We start from the raw sequence: 14,219 nt of genomic DNA on the forward strand, positions 1-14,219 counted from the left end.
GCGCCACGGCGCAGTGCGGACGTAGCTCAGTTGGTAGAGCGCAACCTTGCCAAGGTTGAGGTCGCCAGTTCGAACCTGGTCGTCCGCTCCGGAGAATGCAGTCCAGACAGAGCAGAGGCCCCGGTCATCGACCGGGGCCTTTGGCTTGCGTTACGGCCTCTGACGTGGGTTACGGCCTCTGGCGTGCGTAGACGGCCTTTGGCGTGCGCTAGACGGCCATCGACGTGCGTAGATGGCCTTTGGCGTGTGCAGAACGGCCTTTGGTGTGCGTTACGACCAGCTCGTGCCCGTCAGGCGCTCGTACGCCTCGATGTACTTGGCGCGGGTCGCGTCCACGATGTGCTGGGGCAGGGCCGGTGGGGGCTGCTCGCTCGCCCGGTCCCAGCCGGATTCGGCGGAGGTCAGCCAGTCGCGGACGAACTGCTTGTCGTACGACGGCTGCGCGTGGCCCGGCTCCCACTGCTCGGCCGGCCAGAAGCGGGAGGAGTCCGGGGTCAGCACTTCGTCGGCGAGGACCAGGGTCTCGGTCCGGGTGCCTCCGTCTGCGCTTCCCTCTGCACTTCCCTCTGCACTTCCCTCGAAGCCGAACTCGAATTTGGTGTCCGCGAGGATGATGCCCCGGTCGCGGGCGATGTCGCGGGCGCGGCCGTAGACGGCGAGGGTCGTCTGTCGCAGCTGGGCCGCGGTCTCGGCGCCGACCTGGCGGGCGACCTCCTCGTACGACACGTTCTCGTCGTGCTCGCCGACGGCGGCCTTGGTGGCCGGGGTGAAGATCGGCGCGGGGAGTTCGGAGCCGTCGGTCAGGCCCTCGGGCAGGGCGAGACCGCAGACCGTACGGGTCTCCTTGTACTCGGCGAGGCCCGAGCCGGTGAGGTAGCCGCGGGCGACGCACTCGACCGGGACCATCCGCAGCGACTTGCAGATCAGGGTGCGGCCCTCCCAGTCGGCCGGGGCGCCCGGCGGGAGTTCGGTGCTCAGGACATGGTTGGGCACCAGGTCGGCGAGCTTGTCGAACCACCACAGGGAGAGCTGGGTGAGCGTGCGGCCCTTGTCGGGGATCTCGGTGGGCACCACCCAGTCGTAGACGGAGATGCGGTCGCTGGCGACCATCACGAGGTCGCCCGCCTCGTTCTGGTACAGATCGCGCACCTTGCCGGTGTGCAGATGCACCAGTCCCGGAACCTGAAGCGGCTCGGGCTTTTCAACGAATCCGGACACGGTTCCTCCCCGTGGTTGAAGAAAAGGCACACCCGCGGGGACCCGAACAGGGTCGTGGTGGGCGCCAGGTGGCCAATTGGCTCGATTCTCCCGTATGGCGGGAGCGGCTTTGGCCAGGGGGTACGTGGGTACGTGGGTGCGGGGGTGCGGGGGTGCGGGGGTGCGTGGGGCGCGGGGGTGCGTGGGTGCGCAGTGCGGAGCCCCGCCCGGGGGCCATGCGGTGCCGATGCGCCTTCAGTCGTGTTTGCAGATGCGGTCCAACAGGTTGGCCGTGGCTCGCTGGATGCGGGGGTCCACGTGGCCCGGGCGGTCCAGGGCCGGGGACCAGGCGAAGGTTCCCGCGGCGAAGACCAGGGCGCCGGACGGGGCGCGATAGAGGGAGGTCTCCTGATGGCGGGGGATGCCCTCGCTGTCGGCGTACGGGGAGTGGGCCAGGAGGATGCGGCCCTGGTGCTCGGGGAGCGGGGTGCGCGGGAAGTAGCGGTCGGCCTCGCCCGCGACCATGCCGGTGAGTTCGTCGCCCTCGTGCGCGCCGGTCGCCTCCCAGAGCCAGTGCTCGGCGTTGCGGACGACGAGAGGGTGCGGCTCGGGGACCCTTCCCGCGTACTGGATGCCGATGAGTTGCTGTTCCGGCCGGTCGATTTCACGCCAGAGGGCCGGTTTCCCGGGGCCTCTGCGCTTGCGGCAGGTCAGCAGTCGGTCGGCGACGCCGGAGGGGGACGGGCCCAGCTCCACTTGCCAGTACATGGTGTTGGCCGAGAGGAAGACGAGCGAGGTGCCGTGTTCGCGGGCGAGTTCCGTGGTGCGGCGCATCGCCGGTGACCAGTACTCGTCGTGGCCGGGGAAGACCAGGCCACGGTAGCGGGTGGGGTCGATCCGGCCGGAGTGCAGGTCGCGGGCGTCGGCGTAGGCGAGGTCGTAGCCGTAGCGCTCGGCCCAGCGGATGAAGTCGTAGGCGTGGCCCACGTGCAGGGGGAGGCCCGCACCCGCGTACGGGCGATCGAATGAGACCGTCGTCGCGGCGTCGGCCTCGCCGAGCAGGCGGCCGTTCTCGTCCCAGGCGTGATAGAGGCTGGCCCCCGTGTGACCGTCCTCCGGGTAGAGGTTGTACGCCTGCCAGGTGATGTCCGGGAGAAGCAGCAGCAGGTCCGCCGGGTGGTCGTCGCGGATCGTGAAGGGGATGTGGGAGCGGTAGCCGTCCGCGGTGGTGAGTACGGCCACGTACGCGCCGACGTTCCAGTAGCTCGGGATCTGCAGGCGCCAGGACAGCCACCAGTGGTGGCAGGAGACCGTGCGGTCGGCCGTGAGGGGCGGGGGCTGGACGATGCCGGAGAGACGGGGGCTGGTGGTGATCTTCGAGGCCCCGTCGCCTCCGTAGTGGCCGATGCGGTAGATGTCGACGCCGAATTCCTGGGGCGGGTCCACCGTGATGTGGAAGTCGATGGACTCGCCGGGGGCGGCCGCGCCGGTGGAGGTGAAACCCTTGATCTGGCGGTGGACGTCGTCGGCGGAGCGGGGGCCTCCGGCCCGGGGGCGCGGGATGGGTCCCTTGGCGGCATGGGTGAGAACGTGGGCTGCTTTTTTGCCGTCGTGCGCGGTGTCGAGCCTGGAGTCGCGCGCCGTCTCGGGGAGGCGGGCGGCGCCCGGAGGGTGATCGATGTACCAGGGGACCACCTGGCCGGTGTCGTCGAAGTACTGTTCGTCACCGCGGAGCCAGGGAACGGGCCCCTGGCCGAAGGGATCCGTGACCGCGTGGGCGAGTGCTCCCGACTCCCAGCGGCGAATCTGCTCCGACCCCATGCCAGCTCCCCTCCCTGTTGCCCCCGTCGTCCTTGTCAGCCATAGCCTGTGCGCGATCGATCCCAGCACATCACATTACGCACGCACACCGTCACCGTTCGTCGCTAATTGGCAGGAGTGGAACGAGAGGCTCCGCCGGGCGTCCGGCCCCGGTGACCGGCGTCCCCGCCCACCCGAGCAGGTTTCGCTCTTCAGCCTCCGCCGGGCGGTGCGGCGTACCCGGGGGCGGCGGCCCCCAGGTGCGGGACCGGGTAAGGGCGGAGAGAGACTGAGAGGGGCGGAGAGGGGGCCCAGAGGGGCCGAGAGGGCGAAGAAGACCGTCCAAACGCACGGCGGAGAGGCGACCCCTCGGTTCAGATCAGGCGGACCGGTTTTTCGGAGCGGACGCCGAGGTGACGGAGCCAGTCGCGGAGGGGAGCGGGGTCACCCGTCTCGACGAGGGTGAGAACCCGGGGGCTGAGATCGGCGGCACGTTCGCCGTCGATGAGAAGGGACGGCCCGTCGAGCCAGTCGAGCCCCGGAGCGGCCCCCGCCGTGTCCATCGCGGCGCAGCACACCATGGCCGTCACATGGTCAGCCACCAGCTCACGACCGGTCCGCGGCGGCTGAAGCGGGAAGAGGGGAAGGAGCCCGTCGTCCCAGAAGGCCAGGTCGGGCCCCTGCTGCTCCGCACCGCTCCCGGCCGGAGCCCCGGCCGCCGGGGCCGGCGCCGCTGCCTCCTCGCGAGCCAGCTCCGCACTGAGCCCGGCCGCAAGCGCGGCCGTCCGCTCGTTCCCGAGGGCGAGCTCCGCGTCGTCCTCGTCCAGGCCCATGCCCATCTCCTCGTACGCGCCCCCGCGATCGACGGCGAGGAGGCCGTCGGCATCAGGGTTCGTTGCCGAGTCCGGGTGCGAGTCCGGGTTCGGGTTCGGGCCCCGGTCCGGACGCAGGTCCGGGTCCCGGGCCGGGTGCGGGTGCGGGTCCGGGTTCTGATCCGGGTTCTGATCCGGGTTCGGGTCCCGGTGCGGGTGCGGGTGCGGGCCCTGACGTGATGTGTCCGTGTGTTCGTCGCCGGCCGCAGCCCTGTCATCGTTCGGCGACGCCATCAGGTGGTCCATCACCCGGTTCAGCGTGGGACCACCCGAATCGGGCGTAGCCGGGTTCGGGGAGTGCCGGACGCCCAGCGCGTCCAGGACCCGGTGGAGACGGGCAGCGTCGGCGCGCCATTTGCGGTCGACGACCTCGTCCGGGTAGTCAAGCCAGTCCACGGGCGCCCAGTCGGGCCCGGACTCGGCGGGACCGCCGTGGAAGAGGCGGGCGGCGAGCAGCGAGGCCGCCTCGTCCACGGTGCCGGGCTCTTCGAGCAGGTCACAGGCGGGGCGCTCGCCGAGCCGTGAGGTGAACCCCTCGGCAAGGCGGTCACGGCGGGACAGCTCGGTGAGAGCCGCGACGACGCCGACGTCCAGCCGGGACGGCCAGCGGCCCATCCGCCAGGCGGGCAGCGCAACGCGGGTCAGCAGCCGGTCCCAGCCCGCGTATGCCAGTCCCACCTGTTCCTGAGCGACGATCCGCAGGCCGTAATCCACAGCCTGTGCACGCTCGGCCGCCGCGGCCGCCACACCTCGCTCCATCTCGGCCGCATGGCCCCGACAGCTGCGCAGCATCAGGCGGGTCACCCAGCCGACGCCGCCCAGGACCAGGCGGGACAGCGGGCCGCGGGTGGGCGCCGAGGTGACAGCCACGGCTGCGTCCAGCCCCCGTACGAAACGACGGGCCGCGGCTATGTCGGGGTGCGCCGACGGGCCCGTACCGGCGACGACCGGGGCGAGGACCGCGCGCAGTTCCCCGACGCGCATCCACCAAAGGAAGGGTGAGCCGATGACGAGGACGGGGGCGGCGGAGGAGGCTCGGCGGGAACGCGTCGAGAGTCCACGTATGCCGCGCAGGCCCTGCGCTCCCTCTGTTTCGTTGCTGTCCTCGGGCGCCGGGCGGCCGTGCGACAGGTGGGTGCGGTCCTCCAGCCAGCTGTCGCAGTCCGGGGTGAGCGCTATCGCGGAGGGTGCCGGGACGTCGAGGCGGTCCGCCAGGTCGCGGACCAGGCGGTAGAGGTCGGGCGCCGATTCCTCGGCGATGGCGACCGTGGGGCTCACGGCGGGCCGGGCACGGGCGACGACGAGCGCGATCCCCACTGCGGCGAGCAGAACGAGGGCGCCGAGGGTGGTCACGATCCAGCGAGTGGTGTCCCAGCCGGCGCCGGTGAGGTGGCCGGTGGAGCCACCGGCCAGCAGGACGACGGCGACGGCCGCGGGCAGCAGGGCGACGGCCAGCGCCCTGCTGCGGATACGCAGCACGGCGAGAGCCCGGGAGCGCGCCGACTGCGCGCCCACCTCCACACCCATACCTGTCACGACCGGACCTCACCCCCTACGGTCCGCCCCACCCGGGCTGTCTCGCAGCCCGCGCCGGCGGATGTCCTGGTGTTGCTCACTCCCCCACTGTGGCACCCGCCACTGACATCGCAATGCCGGTGGGCCAAGTGCCCGAACGCTTTCGCCGCACCCTAGTTGGGGTCCCGGCCCCCGTCAGCCGGATGGGGCATCGGTCACTCGATGGAATGGCTTTGGGGAAAGGTGGATGACGGTGGGCAATGATCAGGCCCCGAATTCCGCGGGGAATCCGGGGCCTGGGGGGCTGCCGACGAGGCACGCGCAAGTTGGTGGCGGCCGACGGCCGACCAGCGCGCTGACCAGGATCTACGCCTCTGCCGCCGCCTTCGCGGCGATGTCCGTGCGGTACTGCGAACCGTCGAGGCCGATGCGGGCGACCGCCGCATACGCACGCTCGCGCGCCTCGGTGAGATCGATGCCGGTCGCCGTGACGGAGAGCACACGGCCGCCGGCGCTGACGACCGTGTCGCCGTCGTGCTTCGTGCCGGCGTGCAGGACGTACGCGTGCGGCGCGTCCTGAGCCGCCACCTCGTCGAGCCCGGTGATCGGGTCGCCGGTGCGCGGGGTGTCCGGATAGTTGTGCGAGGCGATGACCACGGTGACGGCCGCGGCGGCGCTCCAGCGCAGGGGCTCGAGGTCGGCGAGAGTGCCGTTCGCCGCGGCCAGGAGCACTCCGGAGAGGGGCGTCTTCAGACGGGCGAGGACGACCTGGGTCTCGGGGTCACCGAAGCGGGCGTTGAACTCGATGACCCGTACGCCCCGGCTGGTGATCGCCAGACCCGCGTACAGCAGGCCGGAAAACGGGGTGCCGCGGCGGCGCAGTTCGTCGACGGTCGGCTGGAGGACCGTCTGCATGACCTCCTCGACAAGCTTCGGGTCGGCCCAGGGCAGCGGCGAGTACGCGCCCATGCCGCCGGTGTTCGGACCCTCGTCGCCGTCCAGCGCGCGTTTGAAGTCCTGGGCGGGCTGCAGGGGGACCACGGTCTCGCCGTCCGTGATCGCGAAGAGGGAGACCTCGGGGCCGTCCAGGAACTCCTCGATGACGACGCGATCACAGGCGTTGGCGTGGTCACGGGCCTTCGCGAGGTCGTCGGTCACCACGACGCCCTTGCCGGCCGCGAGCCCGTCGTCCTTCACGACGTACGGGGCACCGAAGGCGTCGAGCGCCTCCTCGACCTCATCCGGCGCCGTACAGACGTACGAGCGTGCCGTCGGAACGCCCGCCCCCGCCATCACATCCTTGGCGAAGGCCTTGGAACCCTCCAGCTCCGCGGCCTCCTTGGAAGGGCCGAAGCAGGGGATCCCCGCCGCACGCACGGCATCGGCGACCCCCGCGACAAGCGGGGCCTCCGGGCCCACGATCACCAGCTCGGCCCCCAACTCCGTGGCCAGCGCGGCCACGGCGACACCGTCGAGGGCGTCGACCGCGTACAACTCGGCCACCTCCGCGATGCCTGCGTTCCCGGGGGCGCAGTACAGGGCGGTGACCTCGGGGTCGAGGGACAAGGAACGGCACAGGGCGTGCTCGCGGGCGCCACTACCGATGACAAGGACCTTCACGGGGGTCAGCCTATCCGCCGGGGGCGGGTGTCTTTGCGGGGGCTGCTGAAGGAGGGGCTGCTGAAGGAGGGGCTCTGCAGGTGGGGCTCTGCAGGTGGGGCTCTTCAGGAGGGAGCCGCTGCAGGAGGGGCGTTACTCGTTACTCGTTAGAGAACTCCTCCACCACCGTCGCCCCCAGTTCGCGGACGATCAGGTCGTAACCCGAGAGGGCGGACTCGACGAGGTCGGGGTCGTCGTCCTCGGGAGTGTCGTCCTCGGGGGCGACCGGGGGCGGTTCGGGGGCGGTGGAAACCGGAGCGGGTGGGGCCGGAGCATGGCTGGCGGACGGGCCCGGTGAGGCGGCGGGGTGGGGCGGCGGGGCCGACGGCTGCTGGGATGCGGGGCGGGGGGCTGCAGGCGCCCCTGCGTAACTCCCGCCCCCGCCGCCGTAACCGCCGCCGGCCGGAGCGGGCGGCAGCGAGCCTCCTGAACCACCCGGTCCACCGTGTCCGCCCGGGCCACCCAGGCCGCCCGCGCCGCCGGAGGTGTCGACGATGGCGTCGATCTTCCACTGGACGTTGAACTGCTCGGACAAGGCCTGCCGCAGCACCTCTTCGCTGCCGCTGCTCGCGAAGTTGTCCCGGGCGCCCGCGTTGACGAAGCCGATCTGCAGGGTCGTACCGTCGAAGCCGGTCACGTGCGCGTTCTGGCTGAGCAGGATCCAGGTGAACCGGCGACGGTTCTTGACCGCCTCCAGAATGTTCGGCCACAGCATGCGGGGGTCGGGCCCGCCGACAGGAGCCTGCGCGGGCTGGGAGGCGGCGGCAGGGGCCGGTGCGGATGCCGCGGCCGGCAGCGACTGCGCCGGGGCCGTGGGCGCGGTCGGTGGCTGCCCCCCGCCCGTCGGCGCCGCCGTCGGCCACCCACCGGGACGCCGACCACTGCCCGCGGCCGTCGGTGTGGGCCAGGAACCGGGAGCACCGCCCGACGGAGGGGGGGACGCGGGCGAGGCGGCGGGAGCCGCCGCGTGAGCCTGCGGTTGCTCAGCCGCAGGAGGCGCGGCCGCGGGAGGAGCGGCATGGGCAGCCGCGATAGGAGCGACCGGGGTAGCCGATACGGTGACTGGCTCGGGCCCGGCCGCGCGCACCGCAGCCCGCGCCGCCGCGACTCCACCCCCCGGAGGAACCGCCTGGTCCACGGGAACCGCCTGGTCCACGGGAACGGCCCGACCCGCCGAGGCCGGAACCACGCCCGCCCCACCCTGCGCAAGCCCCTGCCCATGCCCATGCCCATGCCCATGCCCATGCCCATGCCCATGCGCATGCGCATCAGCCCCAGGGACGTACCCCATGGCAGGGCCGGCACCGCCGCCACCGCCACCGCCGCCGGAGAAGTTCACACCGCGCTCGATACGGTCCAGCCGGGCCATGACGGACCGCTCGTCCCCGTACGCGGCGGGGAGCAGCACGCGCGCGCAGATGAGTTCGATCTGGAGTCGCGGCGATGTGGCGCCACGCATCTCCGTCAGCCCCTCATTGACGAGATCGGCGGCGCGGCTCAGCTCAGCGGCGCCGAAAACGCTCGCCTGCGCCTGCATCCGCTCCACCACGTCGACAGGAGCATCGATGAGGCCCTTCTCCGCGGCGTCGGGCACGGCCGCGAGGATCACGAGATCTCTCAGCCGCTCCAGCAGATCGGCAACGAACCGCCTCGGATCATTACCGCCCTCGATGATCCGGTCCACGACCTCGAAGGCCGCGGCGCCGTCCCCCGCGGCGAAGGCCTCGACGACCGAATCGAGCAGCGAGCCGTCCGTGTACCCGAGCAGCGAGGTGGCCATGGCGTACGTCACACCGGCCTCACCCGCACCCGCGAGCAGCTGGTCCATGACGGACATGGAGTCACGCACGGACCCGGCACCGGCCCGCACCACCAGCGGCAGCACCCCGTCCGCAACGGGAATGCCCTCCTGCCCGCAGACCTCGCCGAGATACTCCCGAAGGGTCCCCGGCGGCACCAGCCGGAACGGGTAGTGGTGGGTCCTCGACCGAATCGTCCCGATGACCTTCTCGGGCTCGGTGGTGGCGAAGATGAACTTCAGATGCTCGGGCGGCTCTTCGACGACCTTCAGCAGCGCGTTGAAACCAGCCGACGTGACCATGTGGGCCTCGTCGATGATGTAGATCTTGTACCGACTGCCGGCGGGCCCGAAGAAGGCCTTCTCCCGCAGGTCACGGGCGTCGTCGACGCCACCGTGCGACGCGGCGTCGATCTCGATGACGTCGATCGAACCGCGCCCGTTCCTCGCCAGGTCCCGGCAGGACTGGCACTCCCCGCAGGGCGTCGGCGTCGGCCCCTGCTCGCAGTTCAGGCATCGGGCCAGGATCCGTGCGCTGGTGGTCTTCCCGCATCCGCGCGGGCCGCTGAACAGGTACGCGTGATTGACCCGGTTGTTCCGCAGCGCCTGCTGCAACGGGTCGGTTACATGCTCCTGCCCGATGACCTCGGCGAACGACTCCGGGCGATAGCGGCGGTACAGCGCGAGAGACGACACGCATACGAGGTTATAGGCGCCCACTGACAACAGGGACCGCCCGGAGAGCAGGCTCCTCCCCACACTCGTACAAGTCCCGTACAAGTAGTGGAGGCAAACGCAAGCGCCCCCCACGCACCCGCCAGAGCCAACCTACCCTTGCTGCCTTCCGGCCCTGGGGGAGTTCAGTCAGATAGCGCCACGTGAGGGGCTCCGCACAGGGTACAGGATCTGAGCGGGGGGAACGAGTTCGCGAGCACTCCTCCACGTCTTGTATTGTTTGCCGCGGAGGATTCGCCTAGTGGCCTAGGGCGCACGCTTGGAAAGCGTGTTGGGGGCAACCCCTCACGAGTTCGAATCTCGTATCCTCCGCCAGTGCCTCACCGGGCACGATGTCGAAGGGCCCCACCGTTCGCGGTGGGGCCCTTCGTCGTTCGTGGTTGCAGTTGCTGGGATCCTGCGGGACCCGACGCGGCGATCGGAGATGGGACGGCAGGGAGTCTCCGGCCGGTTCGGGCAACGTCTCCGTCGCCTCTGGACCTTGCCCGCCCTGTCGGTGATGGCTGACAGGCTGAGTGCACCTGAACCACCGTCATCTGGAAGGCAGCATGAGCGCCGATCTTGGTCCGCTGACCGTCACGCGCCGCAGCGGCAGCGAGTCGATACTGGCCAATGGTGCAACGGTAGGCAGCCTCGGTGATTTCTGGAGCTGGGCATGCTCCGACCTGGCCAACAACACCATGCGAGGCGTCCTTGCCGAGTACCTTGTCGCGCTGGCCCTCAGCTCCGCGACCGGAACCCGTACTGAGTGGGACACCGTCGACATCCGTACGCCCGAGCGGTGGCGGGTGGAGGTGAAGTCATCGGCGTACCTGCAGTCCTGGGCGCAGTCCAAGTTGTCGAAGGTCTTGTTCTCCATCGCATCGGCCTCCGGGTGGGATGCCCAGACCGGCACGAGCTCGACCGACGTACTACGCCGCTCGGACGTGTACGTCTTCTGCATGCTGCACCACCAGGACAAGCAAACCCTCGATCCTCTGGACCTCGACCAGTGGACCTTCTACGTCCTGCCCACCCGCGTCCTGGACGAACACTGCCCGAGCCAGCGAACCATCAGCCTCGCCAGCCTCCGCCGCCTCGACCCACTGGAGACCGGCTTCTCCGGCCTGCGGAAGGCAGTCGTCGCCTCGTGCGCCGAAGGAACCGCATAGCCCTCAGGGGATATGCGGTTCCTTCGAGATGACGATCAAGACGAGGCCGTTCGCCTCGTGCCGGCCATCGCTGCGACACCCCGGCACGGGGCACCGAGAACAGGGCCCGTCGGGTTTCTCGGCGGGCCAGGACGGGCGTGGGCATGTGGTCTCACGGGCTGCCGGAGTCGGAGATGTTCTTCACGACGTCGCCCAGGACATTGACGATTCCCTGGCCGAACTCGGTCGGTGCGATCAGTACGCCGAAGACCAGCACGATCGACACGGTCAGCCACTGGTTGGCCTTGCTCTGGAACTGGCCTTTGCGGCCAATGCGGAAGTAGATGATCACGGCCAGCAGGACCGCCACGTTGAGCGTCAGGATCACTGGACCAACTCCCCCTCCTGATCAGGACAGTGCCGTCGGGCGACGCGGCGGCGGTATGCGGTTGAGCAGGTCCCACAGCGGCCGTGATCCGGCAGCCCATTCGCCCAGGACGCGGCGGTCGACGAGGTGGATTCGGTGTTCCCTGCCCCAGGGGATCGCCTTCGAGGAGAAACGACCGTTGGTGAGCACGACCGCGATGTCCGCGCCGTGGACCTGCCGGGCGGTGCCGTTGACCTGCTGCAGCACGCCCACGCCTACGGCCGAGCCGCGGTCGCCATCGCGACGGTGCTTGCACTGGATCGCCCAGACGCGGCCCGCTGGCTCGGTGCCCCGTACGTCGCAGGCGTCGTCGCCGGCGCCGCCGATCCGCTCTGCCGTGCAGCCGTCGCGGCGCATCAAGTCCCGTATGGAGAACTCGAATGCGCGGTGGTCCAGTGCGTCAATTTCTGCGATGCGCAGCCTCAGGGCCTGAGTCCGGACGCGTTTCCACTCGGCTCGCTGCCGGGCCTGCTGGAGCCAGAAGCCGCCCGCGACCGAGGCGACCACGGCCGCGAGGACGAGGAGCCACCAGTGAGCGAGCAGCCACTGCACGGCGGCGATGACCAGGCCAGCCGCTACCACGGCACCGACCAGCAGAGCGATCTGCTCGTCCTGCTTCTTGGAACGGCGGACTGAGCGGCGCCGCGCCGGGCGGCGCCGCGCCGGGCGGCGCCGCGCCGGCCGACGGCGGCTCACCGGGCCGCCCCCGGTGGGACCGGAGCGACGGCGGCGATCTGCGGCCAGGAACTGGCGTCACCACCGGACCTCGCTCCGCCGCGTATGACCCTCGTCATCCATGCCGTCATGATCGACATCCCCCTCTGGGCAGTTGCGTTGACGCATCCCTGCACAGGTCATATGACAGCACGCACCACTGACAGTACGTAAGGAGACGATCACGCGAAGCGAGGGGGTTTCGGCCAGCAAGACCCACCGATCCGACCTACTGGATAAAGACGATCTGCGCGTTCGGTGGTAAGTCGGATCAGGTTTCAGCCGATTCCGCGCATCGCGGCGTGACGAAACTTCACGCGGGCAATTCCCGTTCCACGGGCCCGACGCCGCGCCAGTCCGGCGTCGAGGTCACGTCCGCCGAGGCACGGCCTACGAATGCATCAACTTTCGTTCGGGGCCGTGGGTGGAGTTCGGGCATGGGCAGGGTTGAGGAACCGCTTGCGGGCCGAGGCGAGCCACCAGGTACCGCAGAAGACGACGACTCCGACCGCGATCAGGGCGTAGTTGAAGGTCTTCGCGGTGAGGGGTGAGGTCTGCGGCAGCATGAACAGCACCGTGATCACCAGCACCCATACGACGGCGATCGTGCCGACGAGGGTGGACCAGGAGCCCAGGTGCCACGGGCCACGCTCGAACCGGTCCCCCTGCCGCAGCCGCAGCCGCAGCCGCAGGAAGGTAGGCATCACGGACGCGATGTACAAGCCGATGGTCGCGATCGAGGTGGCGGCCGCGTAGGCGGTTCCACAGGTAGGGCAGGCCCAAGACGAACGCGCCGCCGGTGGCCAGCCATACGGCGTTGGCGAGGGCGCGGGGGGGGTGAGCTTGTGCCACGTCCGGGAGAACGGCAGGGCCCCGTCGCGGGAGAAGGCATAGATCATACGGGAGTTGGCGGTCACCGACGCCATGCCGCAGAACAGCTGCCGGCTGATGCGCCGTCCAGCCCATCCATGCAACGCCATGTGGTCGGAGCGGTCTGTCCTGGGCCTGACCAGGTACCGCAGGTCGAGGATGGCGGATTTATGCTGGCGCCAGGCGGCGGCAACACACGTGTCCCATCACCACCGCGTAGGTCGGACGCGGCGGGCCGAGCTCTCCGCGACCCCTGTGTCGTCAGGTGATACCGAAGTGGCGAGATACCTCGTCGATCGTGAAGCGGGATCGGAGCTTGCAGGCGGAGTTCTGGTTGGCGAAGAACCCGGTCCGCCACAGTGCTCTCGCGCGCGGCACAGCCTGTTCCCAGTCGACCGGCACGATCCACTCACGACGGTCCTCACCGTCTTCCTCGGCTGCCGTACCGTCGTGGGCTCGGTAGCTGCCCTCGAGGGGGAGGTCGGTCACCCGATGGCTCTCGCCGTCGACGGTGAGAGCGGCGTTCTCGAAGGGCTGCGGCTCGCCGGACACCGTGCCCACGCCGACGTATCCCGTTTTGGGTATGTGGGTGAAGACCCGCGCCCCCACTGGCAGGGAACGGAGCGTGCGGGAGAACCAGTCACCGCCGCCGGCCGACACAAAGCCGTAGCGCAGCGCGTCCTCCCAGCTCCGGTGGCCCGGCTCGGCGCCGAAGGAGACGAACCAGTCCGTGCCGTTCCACGGCTCCTGTTTACCCCGCCCCTTCTTTCCCGGAGACGGTGCCGCGTCCTCGACGTCGTCCAGTAGCCAGGTGCGCGCTAGATAGGAGCGTCCCTCGTCCTCGAAGTAGCGGAAGAACAGCACATTGACGGGAACCCCGTAGCCGGAGGCCAGGTAGGTGACGATCCGCTCGGTGGCGACGTCCATCTCGCTTGCAACTACGGTGAGGGCATGGGTGCTGTTCAGCGCTTCCGGAATGCTGCCGCCGAACCGCAGCGCGAACGCCTCGTCCAGTTCCCTAGCCAGGTCCCGGCCACGGGCGTACGCCGCGTAGATCTCCCGCACCTGCTCATTGGTGAGTTCCTGAACCCACGAGCCGTAGTCGAGGACCTGCGCCACAACCTCCCGGGGCGTACGGTCCCGCTTCAGCTCCAACACATGCAGGCCGCCCTCGGCGTCCATGCCAAGCAGGTCGACGACCTTGCCGTGGTCCGTCTGCACCTGTCGGCCGATCAACAGGAGCGGTCTCCCCAAGATCTCTGGATCGGCCTCTATCAGTTCTTCCAGCCTCGACTCCAGTGGCATTGGCCGCGTAACCACGCGCACCGGCTCTTCATCCACCCGCCACAACCCGAACTCCAGCGGCACCGTGTACTCCCCATCCGATCCGACACACTCAGAAGGACAAGCAGACCTTGCGGACAGCGAGGTCTTCAAGTCAGCCTCCATGCCCCGCCCATGAGCGCGTCGTCGGTGGTTCACACCGTGCGGAGGCCCATGGA

10 protein-coding genes, 2 tRNA genes and 1 other RNA gene are annotated in these 14,219 nt (G+C 70.1%); 3 read left to right on the top strand and 10 right to left on the bottom strand.

Features of this window, described 5'->3' with window-relative positions; all coding sequences use genetic code 11:
- The first annotated feature begins 15 nt into the window (after positions 1 to 15).
- Positions 16 to 88 (top strand) — tRNA-Gly (locus ACFYPC_RS19365).
- Between the two features lie 182 nt (positions 89 to 270).
- Here ACFYPC_RS19365 and ACFYPC_RS19370 read toward each other — a convergent pair.
- From ACFYPC_RS19370 to ffs, 6 genes are all read right to left on the bottom strand, one after another.
- Positions 271 to 1,218: a phosphoribosylaminoimidazolesuccinocarboxamide synthase gene (locus ACFYPC_RS19370; RefSeq protein ID WP_388677484.1), complete on the bottom strand. Its 948-nt coding sequence runs from the start codon at positions 1,216 to 1,218 to the stop codon at positions 271 to 273.
- A gap of 234 nt (positions 1,219 to 1,452) precedes the next feature.
- Positions 1,453 to 3,018, bottom strand: a complete 1,566-nt coding sequence (locus ACFYPC_RS19375; protein WP_388677487.1) for a N,N-dimethylformamidase beta subunit family domain-containing protein — start codon at positions 3,016 to 3,018, stop codon at positions 1,453 to 1,455.
- Positions 3,019 to 3,371: 353 nt separating this feature from the next.
- Positions 3,372 to 5,396: a hypothetical protein gene (locus ACFYPC_RS19380; protein ID WP_388678069.1), complete on the bottom strand. Its 2,025-nt coding sequence runs from the start codon at positions 5,394 to 5,396 to the stop codon at positions 3,372 to 3,374.
- 354 nt (positions 5,397 to 5,750) lie between these two features.
- Positions 5,751 to 7,004, bottom strand: coding sequence for a phosphoribosylamine--glycine ligase (purD, locus tag ACFYPC_RS19385; RefSeq protein ID WP_388677489.1), 1,254 nt, complete (start codon positions 7,002 to 7,004; stop codon positions 5,751 to 5,753).
- A 139-nt stretch (positions 7,005 to 7,143) separates the two neighbouring features.
- Complete coding sequence (locus ACFYPC_RS19390) at positions 7,144 to 9,537, bottom strand: DNA polymerase III subunit gamma and tau (protein WP_388677492.1); 2,394 nt, start codon at positions 9,535 to 9,537, stop codon at positions 7,144 to 7,146.
- A 96-nt stretch (positions 9,538 to 9,633) separates the two neighbouring features.
- An RNA gene (gene ffs, locus ACFYPC_RS19395) (signal recognition particle sRNA small type) lies at positions 9,634 to 9,732 on the bottom strand.
- 71 nt (positions 9,733 to 9,803) lie between these two features.
- Here ffs and ACFYPC_RS19400 point away from each other — a divergent pair.
- Both ACFYPC_RS19400 and ACFYPC_RS19405 read left to right on the top strand, forming a co-directional pair.
- Positions 9,804 to 9,891, top strand: a tRNA-Ser gene (locus ACFYPC_RS19400).
- Between the two features lie 233 nt (positions 9,892 to 10,124).
- Positions 10,125 to 10,727 carry a hypothetical protein gene (locus ACFYPC_RS19405; RefSeq protein ID WP_388677495.1) on the top strand — a complete coding sequence of 201 codons (603 nt, stop codon included), beginning with the start codon at positions 10,125 to 10,127 and terminating at the stop codon, positions 10,725 to 10,727.
- A 151-nt stretch (positions 10,728 to 10,878) separates the two neighbouring features.
- Here ACFYPC_RS19405 and ACFYPC_RS19410 read toward each other — a convergent pair whose 3' ends face one another.
- From ACFYPC_RS19410 to ACFYPC_RS19425, 4 genes are all read right to left on the bottom strand, one after another.
- The gene (locus ACFYPC_RS19410) at positions 10,879 to 11,094 is read right to left on the bottom strand and encodes a hypothetical protein (RefSeq protein ID WP_388677497.1); all 216 of its coding nucleotides are present in this window, start codon (positions 11,092 to 11,094) and stop codon (positions 10,879 to 10,881) included.
- 21 nt (positions 11,095 to 11,115) lie between these two features.
- Positions 11,116 to 11,829, bottom strand: a complete 714-nt coding sequence (locus ACFYPC_RS19415; RefSeq protein WP_388677499.1) for a restriction endonuclease — start codon at positions 11,827 to 11,829, stop codon at positions 11,116 to 11,118.
- Positions 11,830 to 12,248: 419 nt separating this feature from the next.
- Complete coding sequence (locus tag ACFYPC_RS19420) at positions 12,249 to 12,827, bottom strand: amino acid permease (RefSeq protein ID WP_388677502.1); 579 nt, start codon at positions 12,825 to 12,827, stop codon at positions 12,249 to 12,251.
- 151 nt (positions 12,828 to 12,978) lie between these two features.
- Positions 12,979 to 14,085: an endonuclease NucS domain-containing protein gene (locus ACFYPC_RS19425; RefSeq protein ID WP_388677505.1), complete on the bottom strand. Its 1,107-nt coding sequence runs from the start codon at positions 14,083 to 14,085 to the stop codon at positions 12,979 to 12,981.
- Positions 14,086 to 14,219 lie beyond the last annotated feature (134 nt).

The organism is Streptomyces sp. NPDC005808 (genome assembly GCF_042871385.1).
Taxonomy (GTDB): domain Bacteria; phylum Actinomycetota; class Actinomycetes; order Streptomycetales; family Streptomycetaceae; genus Streptomyces.